Source organism: Streptomyces sp. NPDC102490 (assembly GCF_044765285.1).
Taxonomy (GTDB): domain Bacteria; phylum Actinomycetota; class Actinomycetes; order Streptomycetales; family Streptomycetaceae; genus Streptomyces.
Genome location: NZ_JBIWJU010000007.1, coordinates 143,017 through 167,806, shown reverse-complemented (window position 1 = coordinate 167,806; position 24,790 = coordinate 143,017). Strand labels below are relative to the sequence as shown.

20 protein-coding genes and 2 tRNA genes are annotated in these 24,790 nt (G+C 71.7%); 18 read left to right on the top strand and 4 right to left on the bottom strand.

The window, feature by feature from the left end:
• The first annotated feature begins 14 nt into the window (after window positions 1-14).
• The 4 genes from rplU to ACIRGB_RS17675 all read left to right on the top strand — a co-directional run bounded on the left by rplU (window position 15) and on the right by ACIRGB_RS17675 (window position 4,406).
• Window positions 15-335: a 50S ribosomal protein L21 gene (gene rplU / locus ACIRGB_RS17690; RefSeq protein ID WP_007449531.1), complete on the top strand. Its 321-nt coding sequence runs from the start codon at window positions 15-17 to the stop codon at window positions 333-335.
• A gap of 14 nt (window positions 336-349) precedes the next feature.
• The gene (rpmA, locus tag ACIRGB_RS17685; RefSeq protein ID WP_003976205.1) at window positions 350-604 is read left to right on the top strand and encodes a 50S ribosomal protein L27; all 255 of its coding nucleotides are present in this window, start codon (window positions 350-352) and stop codon (window positions 602-604) included.
• A 110-nt stretch (window positions 605-714) separates the two neighbouring features.
• Entirely contained in the window at window positions 715-2,151 is a 1,437-nt protein-coding gene (gene obgE / locus ACIRGB_RS17680) for a GTPase ObgE (RefSeq protein ID WP_403865241.1), read from the top strand.
• Between the two features lie 215 nt (window positions 2,152-2,366).
• Window positions 2,367-4,406, top strand: a complete 2,040-nt coding sequence (locus ACIRGB_RS17675) for a glycosyltransferase family 4 protein (RefSeq protein WP_403865239.1) — start codon at window positions 2,367-2,369, stop codon at window positions 4,404-4,406.
• Between the two features lie 95 nt (window positions 4,407-4,501).
• Here ACIRGB_RS17675 and ACIRGB_RS17670 read toward each other — a convergent pair whose 3' ends face one another.
• From ACIRGB_RS17670 to ACIRGB_RS17660, 3 genes are all read right to left on the bottom strand, one after another.
• The gene (locus ACIRGB_RS17670) at window positions 4,502-8,065 is read right to left on the bottom strand and encodes a CDP-glycerol glycerophosphotransferase family protein (RefSeq protein ID WP_403865237.1); all 3,564 of its coding nucleotides are present in this window, start codon (window positions 8,063-8,065) and stop codon (window positions 4,502-4,504) included.
• A gap of 23 nt (window positions 8,066-8,088) precedes the next feature.
• Complete coding sequence (locus ACIRGB_RS17665) at window positions 8,089-10,320, bottom strand: CDP-glycerol glycerophosphotransferase family protein (protein WP_403865234.1); 2,232 nt, start codon at window positions 10,318-10,320, stop codon at window positions 8,089-8,091.
• Window positions 10,321-10,839: 519 nt separating this feature from the next.
• Complete coding sequence (locus ACIRGB_RS17660) at window positions 10,840-13,002, bottom strand: hypothetical protein (RefSeq protein WP_403865231.1); 2,163 nt, start codon at window positions 13,000-13,002, stop codon at window positions 10,840-10,842.
• Between the two features lie 243 nt (window positions 13,003-13,245).
• Between ACIRGB_RS17660 and proB the strand changes: the two genes are divergently transcribed.
• The 5 genes from proB (at window position 13,246) to ACIRGB_RS17635 (ending at window position 18,189) form a co-directional block, all read left to right on the top strand.
• Entirely contained in the window at window positions 13,246-14,349 is a 1,104-nt protein-coding gene (gene proB / locus ACIRGB_RS17655; protein WP_403865228.1) for a glutamate 5-kinase, read from the top strand.
• A gap of 136 nt (window positions 14,350-14,485) precedes the next feature.
• Window positions 14,486-15,016 carry a hypothetical protein gene (locus ACIRGB_RS17650; RefSeq protein WP_403865225.1) on the top strand — a complete coding sequence of 177 codons (531 nt, stop codon included), beginning with the start codon at window positions 14,486-14,488 and terminating at the stop codon, window positions 15,014-15,016.
• Between the two features lie 71 nt (window positions 15,017-15,087).
• Entirely contained in the window at window positions 15,088-16,374 is a 1,287-nt protein-coding gene (locus ACIRGB_RS17645) for a glutamate-5-semialdehyde dehydrogenase (protein ID WP_403865222.1), read from the top strand.
• Between the two features lie 89 nt (window positions 16,375-16,463).
• A complete protein-coding gene (locus ACIRGB_RS17640; RefSeq protein WP_403865220.1) occupies window positions 16,464-17,033 on the top strand; it encodes a hypothetical protein in 570 nt (189 codons plus the stop codon).
• A gap of 85 nt (window positions 17,034-17,118) precedes the next feature.
• Window positions 17,119-18,189: a hypothetical protein gene (locus ACIRGB_RS17635; RefSeq protein ID WP_403865217.1), complete on the top strand. Its 1,071-nt coding sequence runs from the start codon at window positions 17,119-17,121 to the stop codon at window positions 18,187-18,189.
• 22 nt (window positions 18,190-18,211) lie between these two features.
• Here ACIRGB_RS17635 and ACIRGB_RS17630 read toward each other — a convergent pair whose 3' ends face one another.
• Entirely contained in the window at window positions 18,212-19,399 is a 1,188-nt protein-coding gene (locus ACIRGB_RS17630) for a M48 family metallopeptidase (RefSeq protein ID WP_403866030.1), read from the bottom strand.
• A 142-nt stretch (window positions 19,400-19,541) separates the two neighbouring features.
• On the opposite strand from ACIRGB_RS17630, the gene ACIRGB_RS17625 reads away from it, so the two are divergent.
• From ACIRGB_RS17625 to ACIRGB_RS17585, 9 genes are all read left to right on the top strand, one after another.
• A complete protein-coding gene (locus ACIRGB_RS17625) occupies window positions 19,542-19,703 on the top strand; it encodes a hypothetical protein (RefSeq protein ID WP_403865215.1) in 162 nt (53 codons plus the stop codon).
• A gap of 141 nt (window positions 19,704-19,844) precedes the next feature.
• Window positions 19,845-20,012 carry a hypothetical protein gene (locus tag ACIRGB_RS17620; RefSeq protein ID WP_003976223.1) on the top strand — a complete coding sequence of 56 codons (168 nt, stop codon included), beginning with the start codon at window positions 19,845-19,847 and terminating at the stop codon, window positions 20,010-20,012.
• A 59-nt stretch (window positions 20,013-20,071) separates the two neighbouring features.
• Window positions 20,072-20,776, top strand: coding sequence for a nicotinate-nucleotide adenylyltransferase (nadD, locus tag ACIRGB_RS17615; protein ID WP_403865212.1), 705 nt, complete (start codon window positions 20,072-20,074; stop codon window positions 20,774-20,776).
• 16 nt (window positions 20,777-20,792) lie between these two features.
• Complete coding sequence (locus ACIRGB_RS17610; protein ID WP_403865209.1) at window positions 20,793-22,598, top strand: LCP family protein; 1,806 nt, start codon at window positions 20,793-20,795, stop codon at window positions 22,596-22,598.
• A 93-nt stretch (window positions 22,599-22,691) separates the two neighbouring features.
• Window positions 22,692-23,138, top strand: a complete 447-nt coding sequence (rsfS, locus tag ACIRGB_RS17605) for a ribosome silencing factor (protein ID WP_052838175.1) — start codon at window positions 22,692-22,694, stop codon at window positions 23,136-23,138.
• Window positions 23,135-23,806 carry a histidine phosphatase family protein gene (locus tag ACIRGB_RS17600; protein WP_104632997.1) on the top strand — a complete coding sequence of 224 codons (672 nt, stop codon included), beginning with the start codon at window positions 23,135-23,137 and terminating at the stop codon, window positions 23,804-23,806. Before rsfS ends, ACIRGB_RS17600 begins: the two co-directional genes overlap by 4 nt.
• Before the next feature lie 108 nt (window positions 23,807-23,914).
• Window positions 23,915-23,987, top strand: a tRNA-Ala gene (locus tag ACIRGB_RS17595).
• 377 nt (window positions 23,988-24,364) lie between these two features.
• Window positions 24,365-24,598 carry a hypothetical protein gene (locus ACIRGB_RS17590; RefSeq protein ID WP_003976229.1) on the top strand — a complete coding sequence of 78 codons (234 nt, stop codon included), beginning with the start codon at window positions 24,365-24,367 and terminating at the stop codon, window positions 24,596-24,598.
• A gap of 96 nt (window positions 24,599-24,694) precedes the next feature.
• Window positions 24,695-24,767: transfer RNA gene (locus ACIRGB_RS17585), tRNA-Ala, on the top strand.
• Window positions 24,768-24,790: the final 23 nt, after the last annotated feature.

The window sequence follows — 24,790 nt, the reverse complement described above, 5'->3', positions numbered from 1 at the left end:
AGAGTGAGATCCGCGTGTACGCCATCGTGCGCAGCGGTGGTCGCCAGCACAAGGTTGCTGTCGGCGACATCGTTGAGGTTGACAAGATTTCCACCGCCCAGGTAGGCGACACGGTCGAGCTCTCGACCCTGCTCGTTGTTGACGGCGACGCTGTGACCAGCGACCCGTGGGTGCTGGCCGGCATCAAGGTCCAGGCCGAGGTCGTGGACCACCACAAGGGCCAGAAGATCGACATTCTGCGCTACAAGAACAAGACCGGCTACCGCCGTCGTCAGGGCCACCGCCAGCAGTACACGGCGATCAAGGTCACTGAGATCCCCGCGGCTGCGAAGTAAGGGACTGAGGAGACATGGCACACAAGAAGGGCGCATCGTCCACCCGGAACGGTCGCGACTCGAATGCCCAGCGGCTCGGCGTGAAGCGCTTCGGCGGTCAGGCCGTCAACGCGGGTGAGATCCTGGTCCGCCAGCGCGGCACGCACTTCCACCCCGGCGCCGGCGTCGGCCGTGGCGGCGACGACACGCTGTTCGCGCTGCAGGCCGGTGCGGTGCAGTTCGGCACCCACCGTGGCCGCAAGGTCGTGAACATCGTCCCGGTCGCCTGATCGGACACTTTCGCGAGGCGGGCCTCACTTCCCCGAGGGGAAGCGGGTCCGCCTTTCGCGTGTTACCCAAGAGACATCCCCGCAGTAAGCAGTAACTGGAGGCACATCCCATGACCACCTTCGTGGACCGCGTCGAACTGCACGTCGCCGCGGGTAACGGAGGCCACGGCTGTGCCTCCGTCCACCGTGAGAAGTTCAAGCCGCTCGGCGGCCCGGACGGCGGCAACGGCGGCCGGGGCGGCGACGTGATCCTCACCGTGGACCAGTCGGTGACCACGCTCCTCGACTACCACCACTCCCCGCACCGCGAGGCCACCAACGGCAAGCCCGGCGAGGGCGGCAACCGCTCCGGCAAGGACGGCCAGGACCTGGTCCTGCCCGTACCGGACGGCACCGTGGTCCTCGACGACGCGGGCAACGTGCTGGCCGACCTGGTCGGCCACGGCACCTCCTACGTCGCCGCGCAGGGCGGCCGGGGCGGCCTCGGCAACGCGGCGCTGGCCTCCGCGCGGCGCAAGGCGCCCGGGTTCGCGCTGCTCGGCGAGCCCGGCGACGTCCAGGACATCCACCTGGAGCTGAAGACCGTCGCCGACGTGGCGCTGGTCGGCTACCCGAGCGCCGGCAAGTCCTCGCTGATCTCCGTGCTGAGCGCGGCCAAGCCGAAGATCGCCGACTACCCGTTCACGACGCTCGTCCCCAACCTGGGCGTGGTGACGGCCGGGTCGACCGTGTACACCGTCGCCGACGTGCCCGGTCTCATCCCCGGCGCCAGCCAGGGCAAGGGCCTGGGCCTGGAGTTCCTGCGGCACGTGGAGCGGTGCAGCGTGCTGGTGCACGTCCTGGACACGGCGACGCTGGAGTCCGAGCGCGACCCGCTGTCCGACCTGGACGTCATCGAGGCCGAGCTGCGCGAGTACGGCGGCCTGGACCGCCGGCCCCGGATCGTCGTCCTCAACAAGATCGACGTGCCCGACGGCAAGGACCTCGCCGAGATGGTCCGGCCGGACCTCGAGGCGCGCGGCTACCGGGTCTTCGAGGTGTCGGCCGTGGCCCACATGGGCCTGAAGGAGCTGTCCTTCGCGCTGGCCGAGCTGGTCGCCACGGCGCGTGCCGCCCGGCCCAAGGAGGAGGCCACCCGGATCGTCATCCGGCCCAAGGCCGTGGACGACGCGGGCTTCACCGTCACCCGCGAGGAGGACGGCCTGTTCCGGGTGCGCGGCGAGAAGCCCGAACGCTGGGTGCGCCAGACCGACTTCAGCAACGACGAGGCCGTCGGCTACCTCTCCGACCGGCTCAACCGCCTCGGTGTCGAGGAGCGGTTGATGAAGGCGGGCGCCCGCAACGGCGACGGCGTCGCCATCGGCCCCGAGGACAACGCGGTCGTCTTCGACTGGGAGCCCTCGGTCACGGCGGGCGCCGAGATGCTCGGCCGCCGCGGCGAGGACCACCGCTTCGAGGCGCCCCGCCCGGCCGCCCAGCGACGCCGGGACCGCGAGGCCGAACGAGACGAGGCCCAGGAGGAGTTCGACGGCTTCGAGCCGTTCTGACCCCCCGGCCCGCCGCTGCCGCCCCCGGCGCCTGTGACAACGGCCCTGCGTGACGGCCCCTTGCCGTCCGCAGGGTTACACAGGTGTTTCAGGGTTGTGATCTGCTGTCCAACATCCGTGTGTACGTTATGAGGAGGATGTGGCCACACCCGTGTGGTCCGGGGTGGGGGAAGGGCCTGACCAGCCCCTTCCCGGGAGCAGAGAGAAGTCGCCAAGTGAAGATCGCATTCCTCGTCCGGGACTTGTGCCACATGGGGGGCGTGGTCAGCGCGACGCAGAACCTCGCCGGGGCGCTGGCCGAGCGGCACGACGTCGAGATCGTGGCCCTGCGCAAGGTGCGCGACGAGTCGTACTTCCCGCTGGACCCGCGGGTGTCGGTCCGGGTGCTCAGCGACATGCGGCCCCACTCCCCGGTGTCCGACGTGGACAATCCGCTGTCCGAGAAGTTCCCGCTGATCTACCCGCCCAACGCCGGTGCCAAGACGCCGGTGGTGAGCCGGCTCGCGGAGCTGCGGCTGCTGGAGTACTTCGACACCACCGACGCCGACGTGCTCGTCAGCTCCAGCCCGCGCAACACGATCATGCTGACCCAGGCGCGCGGTGACTACCTCAAGGTCACCCAGGAACACTCGATGCCCGCCATCTACGCCAAGGACATCAAGGAGCGGCTCTTCCCGGCCTACCGGCACCTGGACGCCCTCACGGCGCTCACCCCGGAGGAGGTCGCCGCCCTCGCCCGTCAGGTGCCCGCGGTGCGCAACCGCCTCGCGGTGATGCCCAACTGCGTGCCGGCCTCCACGATCCGCTCCAGCGGCACCAACAAGGTGGTGGTCTCCGCCGGTCACCTGACCGACAACAAGAACCACGCCCTGCTGATCGAGGCCTTCGCCAGGGTCCACGCCGACGCACCGGACTGGACCCTGCGCATCTACGGCCACGGCACCGAGAAGAAGAAGCTGCGGGCCCGCATCGAGGAACTGGGGCTGTCCAACAGCATCCTGCTGATGGGCCAGACCTCGCCCGTCACCCCGGAGTTCGGCAAGGGCTCCATCTTCGTGCTGCCCTCCAAGCGGGAGGCGTTCGGCAACGTCATCGTGGAGGCGATGGCCGCCGGGCTGCCCGTCGTCGCCACGGACGCCGACCACGGGCCGCGCAACATCCTCACCGACGGCGAGGACGGGCTGATCGTCCCGCGCGGTGACGTGGACGCGATGACCGAGGCCATCCGGCGCCTGGTCCAGGACGACGGACTGCGCCTGAAGATGGCCGCCGCCGGCATCCGCAACGCCGAGCGCTTCCACGAGCGGGCCAGCCGCGAACGCTTCGAGGCCATCCTCGAGGAGGCGTTCGCCCGCAAGGAGCTGCCCACCCACGCCACGGCCCGGGTGGACCGGGAGGGCTCGGTCCACGTCGCCGTGGGCACGCTGCCGCCCAGCGCCGGGCAGGCCGACCTGGTGCTCCGCAAGGGCGGCGCCGGCGGCGAGGCGCACCGCTTCCCGTTCACCGCCGCGGGCGACGCCGTCGTGCCCTGGGACGCCGGGCTGCCGCAGGGCACCTGGGAGCTGTCCCTGGCCACCCGCGAGGGCGAGCGCGAGGTGGCGCTGACCACCGACGGCTACGGCTGCGACACCCGGGACCTGCTCTCCGTGGAACTGCCGCGCGCACAGGGTCCTTCCCTGGCGCTGCTGCTGCCGTACCTGCACGAGGACGGCGGGCTGCGGCTGCGCAGCGCGCTGCGTGACGTGCACGCCGAGGTCGGCCCGGTCAAGGTCGACGAACGGACCATCGCGGTACGCGCCGATCTGTGGGGCGCGCGGCCCGCCGCGGGCGCCATCGTGGAGGCCGTGCACCGCCGGGACAAGGAGCGGGTGCTGACCTTCCCGCTGCGCGACGAGGGCGACGGCCGGGTGGCGGTGGACCTCGACTGCGCCGCCCTGGTGCGGGAACACACTGACGACGACGAGAAGGAAGTCATCTGGGACTTCTGGCTGCGTGCGGCGCCCGACGCGCCCCGCGTGCAGCTGGCCAAGCTGGCGACCGACGTCCTCGCGCCGATCAACGTGTTCACCTTCGCCCGCCCGGTGCTCAAGGAGGCCGTGGCGGCGCCGCCGACCGTGCTGACCCGGGCGGTGCGCAAGTCCCGCAGGGCGCTCGGCCGCAAGCCGGTGCCGTCGGCGCCCACCCACCGGCGTACGGAACTGCGGCCCTACTTCACGGCCGCGTGCCAGTTCGCGTTGAAGACCGTACGGCTGTGACCCCGTCGGGCAGAACACGAGGGGCAGGACACAAGGGGCGGGGCCCGGAGGACATGATCCTCCGGGCCCCGCCCCTTTTCCGTTCCGCCCTGGGGTCAGCTCTCCCGCGCCTGCTCCAGCATCCGGTCGACGACCCGCGCGGAGGCGTTGCCGTCGTCCAGGTCGCAGAACAGGTGGTGGAAGCGGTCGAACCGCTCCTGGTACTCCGCCTGGACGTGGTCGATGTCCCGGATCGCGTCGACCAGTTCCTTGGAGGTGCCGATCAGCGGACCGGGGGAGTCCTTCTCGAAGTCGAAGTAGAACCCGCGCAGCGTGTCCCGGTAGTGCTCCAGGTCGTACGTGAAGAACAGCATCGGCCGCTTCAGGTGCGCGTAGTCGAACATCACCGACGAGTAGTCCGTGATCATGATGTCCGCCGCGAGGTACAGGTCGGCGATGTCCGGGTACTCCGAGACGTCGAACACGAAGCCGTTGCCCGCGCCGGGGACCTGGTCCACGACGTTGGAGTGGCGGCGGATGAGCAGGACGTGGTCGTCGCCCAGGCGCCGGCGCGCGTCCTCCAGGTCGATCCGCAGGTCGAACAGGTACTGACCCGCGCTGTGGGACTGGTCGTCCCGCCACGTCGGCGCGTACAGCACGACCTTCTTGCCCGCGGGCAGCTTCAGCGTCTCCTTGACCTGGGCGGCGATCTTGTCCCGGTCGGGGGAGTAGAGGTAGTCGTTGCGCGGGTAACCGGCCTCCTGGATCTCGCCGTCGTAGGAGAACGCGCGCTTCAGGATCGGCGTGGAGAAGCGGTTCGACGAGACCAGCAGGCTCCAGTTCTTCGCCTCCAGCGCCAGGCGGTTCTGGTACTCGCGGTCGAAGTAGAGGGTCTCGATGTCGTGACCGATCTTCTTCAGCATCGTGCCGTGCCAGGTCTGCACGATCACCTGGCCGGGGCGGCGCACCACCCACTCGGGCAGGTGCCCGTTGGTGACGATGTAGCGGGAGGTGGCCAGTGCCTCGAACCACTCCCGGCCCCACATCCGCACCTTCTCCGCCGTCGGCGGCAGGACGACCTGGCTGTCGCGCACGGCCCACAGGTACTTCAGGCCGCTGTTCCGGCGCAGCAGCTCCTCGTGCATCGCCCGCGGGCTGTCCGAGTACTGCTTGCCGTTGTAGCTGAAGAAGAACACCTGGTCGCGCAGCGGCAGTTCACGGCTGGGCTCGTAGACCTCGCGGCGCTGCTGGAGCTGGCGGTACGGGCCGCGCTCCAGGTCGCTCAGCTCGGAGCGGCAGTTGAGCTGCGGGAAGTCGCCCCAGCGGTTCTCGAACCAGTAGCGGCGCCCGTTCAGCTCCGCGTGGAGCGGGAACTGGGGCATGGCCAGGCGGTCGATGACGAACTCGGCGTCCGGCACGGTCTCGTCGGCCGAACGCAGCAGCAGGTTCCACCGGCCGGCCTTGAGCGGGACCCCGCCGGAGCCGCCCATCACCGACGGGTCGAAGGACGTGCGGAAGCTGCCGTCGTCGGACCAGTCCACGGACGTGACGCGCTCGTCGTAGCGGTTGCGGGCCTTGAGGACCAGGTCGGCGCCGACCAGCTCGGGACTGGTGCGGCCCTCGACCACGATCCGGCCGTCGCGCAGGGCGACGTCGGTGATCGTGGCCCGGCGGGTCCGGCCGATGATCTTCAAGTAGCCGTTGTGGCCGGAGGTGACCGCCAGCTCCCGGTGCGCGCCGGGCTCGCCGAAGGAGGCGGGCAGGTCGAAGGACAGGTCCTCGAGACCCTCCTTGACGACGCTGCTGAACTTGCGCTCCGTGCCGTCCGCCGCGGTGGCCAGCAGGGCGGTGCTCCACAGCCGGCGGTCCAGCTGGGCGTGCTCCTCGACGGTGTCGTCGCCGAGCAGCGCCACGTCGGTGAGCGGCACCCGGGCGTCGAAGGTGGTCCGGGTGCCCTGCTGGGCCACGTCCACGGGGTACTTGCGGACCTCGCCGCTCTTGGCGTTCGTCAGCCGCAGCGCCACCGTCTCGCCCGGCTTGAGCGCCACCCGGATCTCACCGGCCACCGCGAGCGAGTCACCGTCCAGGCGACGGTCGGTGATCAGGGCGCGGACGCGCTCGATGCGCAGCTTGAAGGCACCGCGCTCGACGGACGGCAGCATCCGGAAGTTCTCGTCGAGCCACTGGTACGGAGGGAAGTTGGCGGCGGAGCCGCCGCGGGCCCAGACGCCGCTGCGGCGTACCAGGCCGGACGCGTACACGTTGATGCCGACGTGCCACAGGCCCTCCTGCCAGCTGCCGCCCTTGCGCAGCTTGGCGGGGTCGAGCTCCAGCTCCCAGCCGGCCCAGTCGTAGTTGTAGCGCTGCTGGCCGGAGTCCGTGGTGCACTCCGGGCGGTAGACGTTCCTGGCCGGCAGGTACATGCGGCGGCGCGAGCCGTCCCGCTTGAGCTGGACGACCTTGACGCTGCTGCGCTTCGACGGCAGGTCGATCTTGTCGATGTACGCGTTGCCGGACAGGTAGAGCTTGCCGTCCTGCCAGGACACCATCCGCAGCGGGGCACGCAGCGACAGGTCGCCGTCGATGCGCAGCGCCGACTTGGGCAGTTCGAGGCCGCTCTCCTCCAGCGTGCGGTAGCTGGCGTACTTGCGGAAGGAGCCCGACACCTCGACCGGCTCCTTGCGGCGCTGGGAGGCGAGCAGGGCGATCAGCTCGGGCATGGCGTGCTTGCGCACCAGCAGCCACTGGACCCGCAGGTCCGTCGGCAGACCCAGGACGATCTTCGGGTCGATGGTGTCGAGGTAGCGGTTGGCGGCCTCCAGGAAGGCCTCGTGGAACTCCGCCGTCGCGTCCGGCAGCACCCGCATGAACAGCCGCAGGTCGTCGCGGAGGACCCGCTCGTCGTACTGGTTCTTGTACGCGGCGAACTCGGGGCCCGGCTGCTGGGACAGGTAGTCGCTGACCATGCTCACCGCGGTGACCCGGTCGCGGATGGCCTGGGGCTCCTTGCGGCGCTGGGTGATCGACGGCGCGGACTCGCCCTCGCGCAGCCGCCAGAAGTAGGTCGGCTCGCCGATGATGTCGACGGCCTCGGCCCGGTAGTGGGCGGGCAGCACCACGGGGATGTCCTCGTGCAGGATGCCCTCGGGGAAGGAGAAGTGGTGCTTCTCCCAGAAGGTGCGCCGGAAGACCTTGTTGCAGGCGATGCGGTCGGCCACCAGCCGGGGGATCTTCGATATGTGCGTGCGCTTGCGCGCCTCGCCGGCCAGCATCTTCAGCAGCGGCACCTGCCAGGACTTCTCGCCCTTGAGGTGGAAGACGTTGCCCGTGGCGAAGTCCGAGTGGGACTCGTCGAGGCTGGTGACCATCAGCCGGTAGGCGTCCGGCGGGATCACGTCGTCGCTGTCGACGAAGGTCAGGTACTCCGACTCGGCCGATATCTCGGCTATGCCCGTGTTGCGGGCGGCTCCGAGTCCGCCGTTCTCCTTGCGGATCAGGCGGAAGCGCTCGTCGCGGTCCGCGTACTCGGCGGCGATGGCCGCGGAGCCGTCGGGCGAACCGTCGTCGACCATCAGGACCTCGAGGTCCCGGAAGGTCTGCGCGGCGAGCGAGTCGAGGCAGGCCGGCAGGTAACGCTCGACGTTGTAGATGGGGACGATGACACTGAGCCGAGGGGCCATGGCTTGGTGATCTCCTTTCGGGGTCAGGCCCGCTCGACCAGTTCGAGCGCCTGGGCGGGGGTCGGGGCGTGGTGGCGTTCGTCGAAGGGGACGATGGGCGGCAGGTTCTCTTCACCGAGGAAGACGCGTCGTACGACCCGTTCGGCTGCGTGTCCGTCGTCGAATTCGCAAAAACGCCTGCGGAAGGTGTCCCGGCGCTCGGTCGTCTCCGGGCTGTCGTACCCCCCGGAGGCGAGCAGTCCCAGCAGTTCCGCCTGCGTGGTGGCCACCGCGCCGGGCGGTTCCTGGAGCAGGTCGAAGTAGGTGCCGCGCACCGCGGAGTAGACGTCCCAGTCGGGGACGTAGCTGATGATCGGGCGGTCGAGGACGGCGTAGTCGAACATCGCCGAGGAGTAGTCCGTGATCAGGGCGTCGGCCGCGAGGTACAGCTCCTCCACCCGGGCGTGCCCGGAGACGTCGATGATGCGGCCGGTGCGGCGCAGCTCGGCGACGTGCGGGGAGTTGCCGTAGAAGTAGTGGCCGCGTACCAGCAGGGTCACGTCGGGGCCGAGTTCGCGGGCGAACCTGCTCAGGTTCAGCGGAGGGACGAAGCCCGGCTGGTACTCGCGGTGGGTCGGCATGTAGAGGAACGCCTTGGTGCCGTCGGCCAGCCCGAGCGCGGCGCGGGCCGCGCGCACGTCCTGGGACGTGGCGTTGACCAGCACGTCGTTGCGCGGGTAGCCGGTCTCCAGCGAGGTGTACGAGCAGGGGTAGACCCGCTCCCAGATCACGGTCGAGAACCGGTTGGCGCTGATGCTGTAGTCCCAGCGGTCGCACCGCTCCAGCAGCTTCTCGAAGTCCATGTCGGTGGAGGCCGGGTACTTCTGCTGGTCCAGGCCCATCGTCTTCAGCGGTGTGCCGTGGTGGGTCTGCACATGGATCTGGCCCTCGCGCTTGACCACGGAGTCCGCGAAGTTCACGTTGTTCACCAGGTACTTGGCGCGGGCCAGGGCCGCCCAGTAGTCGCGGGAGCCCACGCGGACGACCTTCACGCCCTTCGGCACCCGGTCCGCGTCGTCCGCGCGGACCGCCCAGACCCGGCGCATGTGCGGGGCCAGCCGGGCCAGTTCGGCGTCGATCGCGGCGGGGTTGCAGGAGACGCTGCGGCTCCAGTAGGCGGAGAACAGCACCAGGTCGTCGTCGAGCGGCAGTCTGAGCTGCGACTGGTAGAAGGCGCCCATCGCGCTGCGCTTGGAGCGGTTGATCGCGGTGCGGGTGCGGGTCCTGACCCGCTGGCGGAGCTTCACCGCCGCCAGGGCGCTCACCATGGTCGTGTAGGCGTCGCGCTCCAGCATCCCGTACTTGTGGCCGCGCCCACCGCCGGGGCGGGTGAAGCCCTTCGGTACCCGGGCGCGGTAGTCGGCCGAGGCCCGGTGGAAGAACTCCGCGCGCGCGTCCTGCGGCAGGCGGCCGGGACGCTCCAGGATGGTCAGGTAGTGGTCTGCCATCTTGCGGAACAACGGGCCGCGCCACTCGGTGAGTTCCTCGTGCGCGTCGAGGAAGTCGAAGACCCGCTGGTACTGGTCGAAGACGTCGAAGTGCTTGCGGCTGACCGTCTTGAGGATGTTGCCGCCCTCGCGGCGCTGCCGGTAGCGCACACAGACCCGGTCGAGGACGGCGATCCGCTCGGCGCTGATCAGGGAGCAGAACGTCCAGGGGGCGTCCTCGTAGTACCCGGGCGGGAAGGTGAGTCCCGTCCGGGTGACGAAGTCGCGCCGGTAGGCCTTGTTCCACACGATCTGGAGCAGGTCGAGCAACTGGGGGCGCTCGGCGAGGGAGAAGGTGTCCGGCCCCTCCTCCTTCAGCAGGTCGGCCCGCAGGTTCGGGCGGACCCGGCCGTCCCAGTAGGTACGCGCGTAGTCGAAGATCAGGATCTCGGGGTCGCCCGTGGTCTCGAGCCGGTCCCGGACGGCCGAAAGGGCACCGTCGGACAACGTGTCGTCACTGTCCAGGAACAACACGTAATCGCCGGTGGCCTTTTCGAGTCCGGCGTTGCGTGCGCGCCCCAGCCCCACGTTCTCCGTGAGGTGAATCACATGAATCCGGGTGTCGCGTTTCGCGTACTCGTCGAGAATGGCCCCTGACTCGTCCGGCGAGCAGTCGTCGACCGCGATGATCTCGAAGTCCGTGCAGTCCTGCCCGAGTATGGAGTCAAGGCACTCGGGCAGATAGCCCTGCACCTTGTACACGGGGACAACGAGAGAGAGCTTGGGCATCCTTACAACCTGTTCCGAGAACTGACCACGGGACCGCGGGCTGGGACCGGAACGCGCTCCGGGCACCGCTCGGGCCTGGAGCGCGCCGCCGCATCAGCGTAAAGGATTCACGCGGAGTTTCCGCGGGCACGGTAGCCGGACACCCTGCGCCCCGCCACAGCGGGAAATGGCCGGACCGGCCGCCCGAATGGGCCGCGGGGAAGCGGCTGGAGAACTTCCTCACATTCAGACCCCCTGTCCTCTTTACCGACTTGCGTCGGTTTCCGCCCCATGTGCCCGACTCGCTTTTCCACGGCCCATGGAAGGCTCCGCACCCGCTGAGACGGGCCCGGACGGAACGAGGGCGAGTACGACGAAGGGGCCGCGCCCCGGGCGCGACCTGTCCCTGCGCGGCACCGGCCGGATGTCCGGGCCGGTGCCGTCGGGGACCGGGAGCGGGCTGGACCGCCCCTCCCGGGGGCCGTGATTCGTGACCATGCTGTGACAGGTGTGGTGCACACCACGGCCCGGGAACGGGGCTCAGACGTGGCCGCGCGGTTCCGGGGCGGCGGACGGGGCGGACGGCCGGGCGGGTTCGCGCCGCGGGCCGGGGACGGGGAACTCCGCGGCGAGCCGCTCCGCCATCCTGGCCCGGTGCCGGCCCGCCGCCGCGCACAGCTCCCGTACCGCGCCGGCGAAGCGCTCCTGGGACGGCGGCTCGGCCGGACCCAGCAGACGCCGGGCCAACGCGGCGCGCTCCCCGGCGAGTTCGTCCCGCTCCGGACGGCGCACCGACTGGAGGAGCGCGGGCACCCCGGACGCGTCCGGCGTCAGCACGGTCGCCGCCGCCACCGTCGGGAACGACTTGCGGAACACGTCCTCGGCCAGCGTGCTGGTGTTGGCGACCGCGTACGGCTTGTCGCTCGCCAGGAAGTCGCTGATCACGCTCGACACGTCACTGATCAGCAGGTCGGCCCGGTTGAAGCAGGCGTAGAGCGACGGCCGGGCATCCACGACGACCTGGTGCTCCCACGCGGGCAGCGACGCCCAGTACGCCTCCTCCCACGCGACCGCCGCCCGCCGCACCGCCTCGGCCCGCCCGGGCGGCGGCGCGGGCTGCCGCAGCATCCGCTCCGCCTGGTCCGCCGCCGACCGGAAACCGGCCGCGGTGAGCCGGTCCAGCTCCGCCGCCCGCCGGGCCAGGGCGGTGGCCGCCGACGCGTCCGGCCGGGGCCCGCCCCGCTCCCGGTTCGCCGCCCGCACCAGCTCGCGGATGCGCAGGTCGGCGGCGCGGGCCCGCGGGTCCACCGACCCCGTCAGCGGGTGCGGCTTGTACAGCAGCCGTACGCCCGGGTCCGCGAGCAGCGCCCGCACCAGGTTCTCCCCGGCCTCGACCACCGAGGTGTTGCCCGGGTTGCCGTCCCAGCCCTCCCAGGTCGGCGCGTACAGGACGGTGGTGAACGCCCCGGGAGCGGGCGGCCCCGCGTACGGCAGTACGGCGTCCAGCTGCGGGCGGCCAATCTCCACCACGTCCCGGTCGTCCACGCCGACCTCCGCCAGCGCGTACCGCTCGCGCGCCGCGGGGCCCGCCACCCAAACCTCGTCGTACGCCTTCGCGTACGGGTTGCACGAGGACAGCTTGTCGCTCTCCCCGTGGTTGACGAAGGCGTGCTTGATGGTCGGGATGCGCAGGACCTGCGAGGTCTTCCCGGAGTTGGAGGGGTGCAGGAGCACGCGGAGCGTCGAGTGCTCCAGACGCATCAGCGTCGACACCTTCGGCAGGCACACCACCGGGATGTCGGTCGCCGCGATCCGCTGCACCATGTGCCGCTCCCGCAGCACGATCACCGGCCGCCCGTCCAGCCGTGCCAGCGGCTCCAGCCACATGTTCGCCTGGTACGCCGAGGACGCCCCGCCCGAGAAGTACAGGCCGACCGTCGGCCGGTACCGGGACAGCCACGCCTCGAACCAGTCCAGCACCTCCTGCTCGCCCGCGGGCCGGCGGCCCGGCAGCAGCCGCAGCAGCAGCGCGCCCAGACCCGTCAGCGCCAGCGCCAGGGACAGTGCGAGCCCGGCCGCCCCGTACACCGGCGCGTCGGTCGCCGCCGTCGTCAGCAGCCCGGCCGTCGCGGGCAGCCCGAAGGCCGCCAGCCGGTGCCCGGGGCGGCGCAGCAGCACCGGGGGCGCCGGGGTCAGCCGCAGCGCGGAGGCGTCGATGTTCCGGGTCACCACGGGCAGCGTCCGGGTGCGCCGGACCAGTACGGACACCGCCTGGATCGCCCAGTGCGCCGCGTAGAAGACGAGCAGCCCGGCGACGAGCGGCGCGTACGCCCCCTCGCGGTGCTGTTCGCCCAGGCGCAGCAGGCCCACCACCAGCAGCAGGTCGCGCAGCACGTGCCGGACGGTGACATCGGCGTGCGACTTGGCGAACAGCGACACCATGCCCCGCTGCCACCGGTACAGGGCCCCCTCGGCGGCCAGCGAGGCGGCGCTCGCCGCGAGCAGCAGCGGCACGTGCGGCAGCAGCGCGCCGAGGGCCTGGGCGGCGAAGGCGGCCGCCAGCACGCCCAGGACCAGCAGCTTCACGGCGGTCCGCCGCCCGGGCAGGCGCAGGCGTGGACCACGGGGCCGCCGGGCGGGCCGGGGCAGACGGCGGCGGGGCAGAGGTAGGGGCACTGCGGTCGCTCCAGGCTCGTCACGCATCGGACAACCGGGTTAACGCCCGGTGACCGCCCGACGACACGCGCGTGTTGACGCCGGGCCTTGACGCGCCGCGGACCCGGCGGGCGAGGAGCCCGCCGTCCGCAGCGTGAACTCCGGTGCGGCGCGTGTTCGCCTTCGCGTAGATTGCCTGGCGAGCGCAGGGATCGGCGCGTGTCGACGGGAGAGGCGGACGGGGCCGTGGCAGGGGCAAGGCCGGGAACGGGGCCGGGGACAAGGCAGGCCGTGGGCGAGGCCCGCAGGATCGTGGTCAAGGTCGGTTCCTCCTCGCTGACCACCGCCGCGGGCGGCCTGGACGCCGACCGGGTCGACGCGCTCGTCGACGTGCTGGCCAAGGTGCGCGGGACCGACAAGGAGATCGTCCTCGTCTCCTCCGGCGCCATCGCCGCCGGGCTCGCCCCGCTGGGCCTGCGCCGCCGTCCGACGGACCTGGCCCGCCAGCAGGCCGCCGCCAGCGTCGGCCAGGGGCTGCTGGTCGCCCGCTACACCGCCTCCTTCGCCCGCTACGGCGTCCGCGTCGGCCAGGTGCTGCTGACCAGCGACGACATGAGCCGCCGCGCCCACCACCGCAACGCCTCCCGCACCCTGGACAAGCTGCTGGCGATGGGCGCCTTCCCGATCGTCAACGAGAACGACACCGTCGCCACCGACGAGATCCGCTTCGGCGACAACGACCGCCTCGCCGCCCTCGTCGCCCACCTGGTCCGCGCCGACCTGCTGGTGCTGCTGTCCGACGTGGACGGCGTCTACGACGGCGACCCGAGCAGGCCCGGCACCTCGCGGCTGGCCGAGGTGCGGGACATGGCCGACCTCGCGGGCGTCGACATCGGCAGCGCGGGCCGGGCCGGGGTCGGCACCGGCGGCATGGTCACCAAGGTCGAGGCGGCCCGGATCGCCGCCGCCGCCGGCATCCCCGTGGTGCTGACCAGCGCGGTGCACGCGGCCGACGCCCTGACCGGCGGCGACACCGGCACCTACTTCCACGCCACCGGCCGGCGCTCCGCCGACCGGCTGCTGTGGCTCCAGCACGCCTCCACCCCGCAGGGGGCGCTGGTCCTGGACGACGGGGCGGTGCGGGCGGTCGTCGAGGGCCGCAAATCGCTGCTGCCGGCCGGGATCGCGGGCGTCGAGGGCGAGTTCGTCGCGGGCGACCCGGTCGAGCTTCGGGACGGCGCGGGCCGGGCGGTGGCCCGGGGGGTGGTCAATTTCGACGCCAAGGAGATGCCCCGGCTGATCGGCCGCTCCACCCGGGAACTGGCGCGCGAACTCGGACCCGCGTACGAACGCGAGGTCGTACACAGGGACGATCTGGTGATCCTGCACCCGTAATGGGTCGAAACGTCCCCGAATCGGCGGTGGACGTTCCGCAAAAACCGCCCCGCGATCTCGCGCGGCCTGCTCAACTTTCCTCAGGGACAAGCCCGGCCGACCACCGGGCCGAGCCGTGTGCGTGAAGGAGGCCGTCGTGAGCGGAGTACGCCCTGGGACGGCGGCGCCCCGCGGTGGCAGCGCCTCCCGCGGTGGCGCGGGCGCCCGCGGCGGCACGGGCGCGCGCTCCGGCGGCGCCCGGGGCGCGAACCGCGCGGGCGGCGAGGAGCGCGCCCTGACCAGCGTCGCGGCCGGGGACCGCTTCCACGGCGAGGAGCCCGAGCACACCCCGCGCCTGTGGCACGTCACCCTCAGCGTCTCCGGCGCCCGCGCCCCGCTCACCGAGGTGCGACGGGCGCTCGAACAGCTCGCGCACGACCACCCCTTCCTGCTGACCAGCCGCTACGCCGACGACCACGCGGAGATCCGGTACTGGGAGGAGGCCCGCGACCTGCACGACGCCGCCGCCGTCGCCCTGCGCCTGTGGGGCGAGCACCGGCAGACCGCGGGGCTGCCGCCCTGGGAGATCGTCGGCCTGGAGGTCATCGACCGGGCCACCTACCACCAGCGCATCGCCGCGGGGTACGGGCCGGCCCCCGCGACACCCGTCGGCGTTCACCCGTTTTGACCCGTCCTCGGCCCATCTCGCGGGATGGGACGACGGGTGGCCGCCCGGACCGCGCGCACTACCCTTCCCCCATGACCACGCTCTCGCCGTACGACTCGATGTCCCCGGTCACCCGGGCCGCCTACCGGGCCAAGGCCGCCGCGGCCGACCTCGCGCCGCTGCCGCGGGCCGCCAAGGACGACGCGCTGCTCGCCGTCGCGGACGCGCTGGAGGTCCGCACGAGCGAGATCGTCGAGGCCAACGCCCAGGACGTGGCCAAGGCCCGCGCCGCCGGGACCAGCGAGGCCGTCGTCGACCGCCTCGCCCTGACCCCGGAGCGGGTCCGCGCCATCGCCTCCGACGTGCGCGACGTCGTCGCGCTGCCCGACCCGGTCGGCGAGGTCGTGCGCGGCTCCACCCTCCCCAACGGCATCGACCTGCGCCAGGTCCGGGTGCCGCTCGGCGTGGTCGGCATCATCTACGAGGGCCGGCCCAACGTCACGGTCGACGCCGCCGCCCTGTGCCTGAAGTCCGGCAACGCCGTCCTGCTGCGCGGCTCCTCCTCCGCCTACCAGTCGAACACCGCCCTGGTCCGGGTGGTCCGGGACGCCGTGGGCGGGGCCGGGCTGCCCGCCGACGCCGTGCAGCTGGTGCCCGGCGAGAGCCGCGAGAGCGTGCGCGAGCTGATGCGGGCCCGCGGCCTGGTCGACGTGCTCATCCCGCGCGGTGGCGCCTCGCTGATCAACACGGTCGTCCAGGAGTCCACCGTCCCCGTCATCGAGACCGGCACCGGCAACTGCCACGTCTACGTCGACGCGCGGGCCGACCTCGACATGGCCGTCGACATCCTGATCAACTCCAAGGCGCAGCGCGTCAGCGTCTGCAACGCCGCCGAGACCCTCCTCGTCCACCAGGACATCGCCGCCGACTTCCTGCCCCGCGCGCTGGCCGCGCTCGCCGAGGCCGGGGTCACCGTGCACGCCGACGAACGCGTGATGGCGTACGCCAAGGACTCCGGCGCGACCGTCGTCGAGGCGACGCCCGAGGACTGGGAGACCGAGTACCTGTCGTACGACATCGCGGCGGCCGTCGTGGACTCCCTGGACCGGGCCGTCGAGCACATCCGGCTGTGGACCTCCGGCCACACCGAGGCCATCGTCACCACCTCGCAGCAGGCGGCCCGGCGCTTCACCCAACTGGTCGACTCCACCACCGTCGCGGTGAACACCTCCACCCGCTTCACCGACGGCGGCCAGTTCGGCTTCGGCGCCGAGATCGGCATCTCCACGCAGAAGCTGCACGCCCGCGGCCCCATGGGGCTGCCGGAGCTGACCAGCACGAAGTACATCGTCACCGGAGACGGACACGTACGACGCTGACGGCGGGCGCACCGATCGGGGCATCTCACCCACCGGATGAATTTCCCCGCCGTCTGCCCAAAACGACCCCCCAGGTCTACTCTGGAGCCGTGCCGGAGGACGTGGGGGGCACGCCGTTCCCGGACGGCTGGGAGCCCGACGACGACCACGACCGCGGAGTGTCGGACGAAGAGTTCGCCTCCGTGGTCTTCGACGAGGCCTTCGTACAGGCGGCCGCGGTGCACGAGCCGACCGCCGTCGAACGCCTCCTGGCCGCCGCGCAGGCCAGAGCCGAGGCCACCGAGGCGGAGGCGGCCCGCCGCGGCCGCGGCAGAGCCGAGCGCTACGACGACGGGTACGGCGATTTCGGCCATGATCCCGACCTCGACGACCCGGACGACGACCGCGACCTCCTCGACCGCCCGTACGGCGCTCCCGCGGCCTACGGCAAGCAGGTCCGCTGGCACCGCCCCGTCGCCTGGCTGCTCGCCCTGGCGATGGGCATCGGCATGGTCGCGCTGGCCTTCGTGGCCGTCTACCGGGGCGCGTCCTCCGGCGGCGGTCCGCGGCAGGTGCCGCCCCCCGCCTCCACCGGCCCGGAGCAGGGCGGAGCCGCGACCCCCTCGGCCTCCGCCGACCACTCCCAGCCGGCCGTCCCGGTGATTCCGCGCAGCCCCTGACCTGCCCCAGGGACGGCGCCAAGCTGTCCCAACTTGACCTGTGGCAGCGCGTTTACGCGACCTTCCGCAGAGTCACTCTGAAGGTATGGCAGGGCTAGGCGGTCCGCCCGGAGGAACGCCCGAGGGCGGGTCCGGAGGCGGAGAGGACGAGTACCGATCCGTCGTCTTCGACGAATCGTTCGTGCGCGCTGCCCGGCTCCAGGAGTTCTCCGCCCAGGAGCGCATCACCGACCACGCGCCCGCCGTGCGCCGCCGGCCGCCCCTGCGCCGGGCCGGACTGTCCCGGCAGGCGCTGATCCTGGTCCTGCTGATCGCCGTCGCCTTCGGCACCGCCATCTACATGGGTGTACGGCACCCCTACCAGAACCCCGCCGGGCAGCGGGCCGCCGAGCCGGCGCGGATGACCGTCGTCCCGCTCGCCCCCCGGGACCGGGTGCCCGGCGCCGACGACGCCGCGTTCCTGTACGCGCACAGCCCCGCCGCGCGCTTCAGGACCGCGGCCCAGGGCATCCCGATGCCGGGAGCCCGGCGCACGGCGCACTTCTCCGAGGACCAGGTGTTCAACGCGCTCACCACCGCCAAGAACTACATCGTCCGCTCGGCGCTGGACCCGGAGGTGCTCGGCGGCGCGGACGTCCGCTCGGTGCGGGTGCTGCTGGACCCGGACCAGCTCCACCAGTTCGACGAGAGCTTCCAGAAACCCGCCGCGGACGGCCGGCACGCCCCCACCGGCTGGCTGATCCGCTTCGACCCGGCCCGGGCCGAGCTGGCCGACCCCGCGATCCGGGTGGACGGCAGCCTGCGCGCCGCGGAGAGCGACGCGTCCACGCTGGAGGTCACCGCCGACCACACCATGGTGTACGCGCTGCGGCCGGCCGACGACGCCCGGGCCGAGACGTCGCTGTTCACCGTCCGGCGCGAGCTGCACTTCCGCTTCGACCGGGAGGACCTGCGGCTGCACCAGACCCGGCTGGTCGCCTCCTACGTCCAGGCCGGGCCGCTGTCCTGCGCCGACGACTCGGCGAACCACCTCCGCCCGCTGCTGGCCGGCCAGCGGGCCGGGGCCGGCGTCCCTGCCGGCACCGACCCGTACACGTCGGACAACGCCACGGCCCTGTGCGGCAGCCTGGCGCGCTCCGCCCAGCCGAAGGTCTGAGCGGTCCGAGCCGGTCGGGAGGTCAGACGCCGTCGCGCGGTGAGCCGTCCCGGGGCGCCTGCGGACCGCCGCCACCGGGGCCCTCGGGCCCCTCCCCGGGCGTCGTCTCGGGACCGGGGCCCTTCCCCGGCCCGTCCCCGTCCGCGCCCCCGTCCTCGGACGGCCTCGGCTGGGAGCCCGTGAAGCCGCCGAAGCCGCGGCGCATCCGGTCACCGAGGTCACCGGCGCCGCCCGCGATGTCGTTGACCAGCTTCATCAGCGGGTCCTTGGAGCTGCGCACATGCGTGGCGTAGTGGGACGCCGACTCCTTGAAGGAGTCCCGCACCGAGGTGTCCTTGTCCTCGTCGCGCCGCGGGTAGTGGCCGTCCATGATCCGCTGGTAGTCCCGGGAGGCCGCCCACTTCTTCAGCTCGGCGGCCCGCACCGTGGTGAAGGGGTGTGAGCGGGGCAGCACGTTCAGGATCTTCAGCACCGAGTCGCGCAGGTCGCCGCCCGCCTCGTACTCCTCGGCCTGCTCCAGGAACGCGTCCACGTTCATCTCGTGCAGGTGGTTGCCGCCCGCGATCTTCATCAGGCCCCGCATGGACGCCCGCGGGTCCTGGCCTACCAGCAGTCCCGCGCGGTCGGCGGACAGCTCCGACTTGCGGAACCACTCGCGCAGCGCGGTCACGATCGCCATGATCGCCACGTTCCCCAGCGGGATCCAGGCGACCCGGACGGCGAGGGAGGTCAGGAAGAGCAGGACGGTCCGGTAGACCGCGTGCCCGGACAGGGCGTGCCCCACCTCGTGCCCGACGACCGCACGCATCTCCTCCTCGTCGAGCAGCTCGACCAGGCCCGTGGTGACGACGATGATCGGCTCGTCCAGGCCGATGCACATCGCGTTCGGCGTCGGGTCCTGGTTGACGTACATCGGGGGGACCTTCTCCAGGTCCAGGATGTAGCAGGCGTCGCGCAGCATGACGTTCAGGTGGACGAACTGCCGGTCCGAGACGCGCACCGAGTCGGACAGGAACAGCAGCCTGAGGCTCCGCTCGGGCAGCAGGCCGCTGAGCGCCTTGAAGACCGTGTCGAAGCCGCTCAGCTTGCGCAGCGCCACCAGGGCGCTGCGGTCGGCCGGATGCTCGTACGCACGCGAGGAGATTCCGGGGAAGCGCCTGCGCTGTCTGCTCGGCACGTGCTCGTGACCGTTGTGGTGGCCGTCGGACATCTCTTCCCCCATGCGCGGATGTGTGACCTGGACGTACGTATGGTTTTTTGCGAACCCTTGTGCGGCCCTTTGCGCCCCCCGAGCCGCGCCCAGCCTAGGCGGAGATACCGTGGACGGGCAGTACGTCTAAGGAGTCCACGCCATGCAGCACATCCCGCACCCCGACTGGCTCGCCGGGGCCGCGACCGCCGCCGAGCAGCAGGGGCCGGGGAATCTGCTCCGGATCGTCCTGATCGTCATGGTGGTGGGCTGTGTGCTGACCGGGTGGGTCCTGCTGCGGGGGTACAAGCAGAAGGACGACTGAGGAGATCGCAAGGTTCCCCGGGCCCGTCACGCCCGGTCGTCGCGCCTCTCCAACGGCGGAGTCGGCGTGATCGCCTGTGGGGCGCCCGCATACGATGAGCGCACGTCCAGTCCCGCCCTCACCGGATAGGTCCTGCCGAAGATGAGCCTTCCCCTCAGCGCCGCCCAGTTCGTCACCCTCGCCGCCGAGGGCGGCGAGGAGCACGGCGGCAACCACGAGAGCCTCAGCCCTTACGTCACCGGCATCGGCGCGTTCGTCATCCTGCTGCTCCTGCTGTGGATCACCACCCGGTTCAACCGCGACCGCTGAGCCCGCGGCCGAACGGGCGCGACCGGGTCGCGCCGGGCGGGCCGGTAGGGTCTGCACGCATGGGAGAGCACGACACGCCTACCGGCCCGGCGCACGCGCCGGCGCGCGGCACGCAGAACGCGGTGCCCGCCCGCGCCGCCGGACCGGTCAACGGTCCGGGCGACGGCCCGTCGCCGGGCAAGCGGCGCCTGGGCGTCATGGGCGGCACCTTCGACCCGATCCACCACGGCCACCTCGTGGCCGCCAGCGAGGTCGCCGCGCAGTTCCAGCTCGACGAGGTGGTGTTCGTACCGACCGGGCAGCCGTGGCAGAAGAGCCACCGCGCGGTCTCCGCGGCCGAGGACCGCTATCTGATGACGGTCGTCGCGACCGTCGAGAACCCGCAGTTCTCCGTCAGCCGCATCGACATCGACCGCGGCGGCCCCACCTACACCGTCGACACCCTGCGCGACCTGCGCGCCCTCAACCCGGACGCGGACCTGTTCTTCATCACCGGAGCCGACGCCCTCGCCCAGATCCTCACCTGGCGCGACAGCGAGGAACTGTTCTCCCTCGCCCACTTCATCGGCGTCACCCGGCCCGGCCACACCCTCACGGACGCCGGACTCCCCAAGGGCGGCGTCTCGCTCGTCGAGGTGCCCGCCCTCGCCATCTCCTCCACGGACTGCCGTGCGAGAGTCGCCAAGGGCGATCCCGTCTGGTACCTGGTGCCCGACGGAGTCGTGCGCTATATCGACAAACGCCACCTGTACCGCGGCGAGTGAGCCGAGAGGGGCACCGGTGAACGACGGATACGACGCGGGATACGGCGACGACCAGTACGAACTCGTGGGCTACGACGAGTACGGCCGCCCCGTGTACCGCCAGGCCCAGGGGCAGGCGCAAGGACAGGGCCAGGGGGAAGGGCAAGGGCACGCCCAGCCCGGCCACCAGCAGCAGTACGACCCGTACCCGCAGCAGCAGTACGGCCAGCAGGGCTACGGCTACGACCCGTACGCCACGGGCACCCAGCAGCCCGTCCAGCAGCCCTACGACCCCTACGGCTCCCAGGGCGGCTACGACACCGGTCAGCAGCCGGCGCAGCCGCCCGCGCCCGACTACGGCGACTACGGCGGCGGTTACGGCGGCCACCCCGCCGGCCCGCACGGGGGCGCCCCGGCCCCGCAGCCGCCGTACGACCCGTACGGGCAGGCCGCGACCAGCGGGCCGCAGCCCCGGGTCGCCGAGCAGACCGCCCACATCCCGCAGCAGGCCGGCCCGCCCGAGGAGCGGGAGCGCACGGACCAGCGCGAGACCGCCGAACCCGGCGGGGACTACCGCACCGAGCAGTTCGCCTTCGTCGAGGAGCCGACCGGCGACTCCGAGGACGTCATCGACTGGATGAAGTTCACGGAGAACCGCACCGAGCGCCGCGAGGAGGCCCGGCGCCGCGCCCGCTCGCGCGTCGTCGCCCTGGTCGTCGTCCTGGCACTGGTCGCGGTCGGCGGCGTCGGCTACCTCTGGTACGCGGGGAAGCTGCCCGGACTGTCTTCCTCCGACGACAAGACGGGCACCGCGACGGCGGCGGGCGCCCAGAAGCGCGACGTGATCGCCGTCCACCTGCACGACACCAAGGGCGGCGGCACCTCCACCGCGCTGCTCGTGAACAACACCACCACCAAGCAGGGCACCGCCGTGCTGGTGCCCAACGCGCTCGCCCTGACCGGCGACGACGGCAGCACCACCACGCTCGCCACTTCCGTCGACGACGACGGCCCCGACGCGACCCGCACCGCCCTCGACTCCGCCCTGGGCACCGACATCGAGGGCACCTGGCGGCTGGACACGCCCTACCTCCAGATCCTCGTCGACCTGGTCGGCAACATCGACGTCGACACCGACGCCGACGTCCCCGACCCGGAGGCCAAGGACAAGGGCGCCGCGCCCCTGGTGCGCAAGGGCGAGGGCCAGACCCTCAGCGGCAAGATGGCCGTCGCCTACGCCACCTACAGCGCCAAGGGCGAGGAGGCGAACGCCCAGCTCCAGCGGTTCGGGCAGGTCATGCAGGGGGTGCTGCGCAAGCTGTCCTCGGACCCGCAGGCCGCGACGACCACCGTCCAGACCATGGGGATGATCCTCGACCCGCCGCTGACCGAGAAGGACCTCGGCACCTTCCTCGCCGGGCTCTCCGACCGGGCCAAGGGCGGCGACTTCAAGACCGCGCTGCTGCCCGTCCAGGACGGCGGCGGGCTCAGCGCCGAGGCCAGTGACAGCGTCGTCAAGGACGTCCTCGGCGGCACCGCCAAGAGCCCCGAGAAGGACGCGGCCGTCAGCGTCTCCGTCCGCAACGCCACCGGCCAGGAGGACCGCACCGGCAAGGCCCGCGTCGTCCTCCTCAACGGCGGCTTCACCTTCGTGTCGGGCGGCACCGCCTCCGGCACCGAGGCCACCTCGGAGGTCGTCTACGCGGCGGCCGCCGACAAGGAGAACGCCGTCCAGGTCGCCAAGACCCTGGGCCTGCCCACCGGCGCCGTCTCCCAGGGGAAGGTCACCGCGAACGCGCGGGTCTCGGTGGTGCTCGGCCAGGACTACAAGCCGGCGTCGTAGGGGGAAGCGGGCGTCGGGCGCTCGTCACGTGGGCCCGTGTCGGCGGTCGTGAGACCCTTGAGGTCAACCGACCGCCGACCCGAAAGCCAGGCAGTGACCGCGACCGACCGCTCCATCGAACTCATCAACGCCGCCGCCCAGGCGGCCGCCGACAAGCTCGCGCACGACATCATCGCCTACGACGTCAGCGACGTGCTGTCGATCACGGACGCCTTCCTGCTGGCGTCCGCGCCCAACGACCGCCAGGTCAAGTCGATCGTCGACGAGATCGAGGAGCGGCTGAACAAGGAACTCGGCGCCAAGCCGGTGCGCCGCGAGGGCGACCGCGAGGCCCGCTGGGTCCTGCTCGACTACGTCGACATCGTCGTCCACGTCCAGCACAGCGAGGAGCGCGTCTTCTACGCCCTGGAGCGGCTGTGGAAGGACTGCCCCGAGCTGGAGCTGCCCGCGGACGCCAAGGAGACCCGCGGCAAGGCGGAGGAGCACGCGAAGCTCCAGGCCGCCGAGGAGGCGACGCGCACCGACGAGGACTGGCGATGAGCGCCACCGGAGAGGTGACGGCGGGCAGGCCGGGCCGCGGCCGCCGCGTCATCCTCTGGCGGCACGGCCAGACCGCGTGGAACGTGGAGCGCCGCTTCCAGGGCAGCACGGACGTCGAGCTGACCGAGACCGGCGTCGCCCAGGCCCGCCGCGCGGCCGGGCTGCTCGTGCACCTGCGGCCCGACGCGATCGTCGCCTCCGACCTCGCGCGCGCCGCGGACACGGCCGCCGAGCTGTCCGTGCTCACCGGCCTCGAGGTGACCCTGGAGGAGGGCCTGCGGGAGACCTACGCGGGCGTCTGGCAGGGCCTGACCCACGAGGAGATCATCGCCCGCCACGGCGACGAGTACGCGGCGTGGAAGCGCGGCGAGCCCGTGCGCCGGGGCGGTGGCGAGCTGGAGACCGAGGTCGCCGACCGCGCCGCCCCCGTGGTGCTCCGGCACGCCGAGAAGCTCCCCGAGGACGGCACCCTCGTCGTGGTCAGCCACGGCGGCACGATCCGTACCACCATCGGCCGCCTGCTGGGTCTGGAGCCGCACAGCTGGGAGAGCCTCGGCGGCCTGACCAACTGCTGCTGGTCGGTCCTCGGCGAGGGCGCCCGCGGCTGGCGCCTGCTGGAGCACAACGCCGGCACTCTGCCGGAACCGGTGATCGGCGACGACGTCTGAACGGCGATTTCACTTTCCGGCAGGTCGCAGGCTAAAGTTCTTCTTGTTCGCCCCGCCGAGCGGAGCGGACGAAGTGGAGGACCATGCGGCCCGGGTCGCGTGGCACCAGGGGCTATAGCTCAGTTGGTAGAGCGCCTGCATGGCATGCAGGAGGTCAGGAGTTCAATTCTCCTTAGCTCCACAGCCCACGGACGAATCCCGTCCCCTTCGGGGGGCGGGATTTTTCGTCTGCGTCCGCTTGAGCAACAGGCGTCCCACAGGCGTATACGTCGGTGGGACTCCGTGTCCGGACCGGTACTGAGGCGTCGCTGACCGGTCGGCCCGGCCGTGGCAGAATCAAACGGCCGGAAGGGGACCGCGGCCCGACGGGAGGGAGTGGCGATGCCTGGGAACATCCTCGAGGAGGTCGGTCACCTCCTCGGCGGAGCGGTGGCGCGGAACACGGTCACCCGTCTCAGCTGCCCTTCCTGCGGTTCCGGTCATGTGGCCCAAGTCCTCGGCGACAACGGCGGGATCTCTTACGTGTGCACGGCCTGCGGCCACAGCTGGAGCTGATCGATGGGTGCACACAGGCGGAAGTGCGACTGGTGCGGCAGCGGCACGCCCATCGTGCGCGACATGGAACCGGTCAACCCCGACTACCAGTACTGGTGCGAGGAATGTGCGCGGGCGCTGATCATAAAAGGCGACCCCATCGAGACGTACCGCGAACTCGAGGGTGAGCCGATCTACGGCCGGCTCCTGGAGGAGCACTGCACACTCAAACGCTTCTACTCGTTCGTGACGGCTTAGGGCGAACCGGACGGAACGGAAACGATTTGGCGTTCGCCCCGGTGGACCGTGTAATGTTGGCGTCGCCGCCAGGGAGACCGGGCGGACGAAGGACAAGGGGCTATAGCTCAGTTGGTAGAGCGCCTGCATGGCATGCAGGAGGTCAGGAGTTCAATTCTCCTTAGCTCCACACTTCACGGACAAACCCCCGGA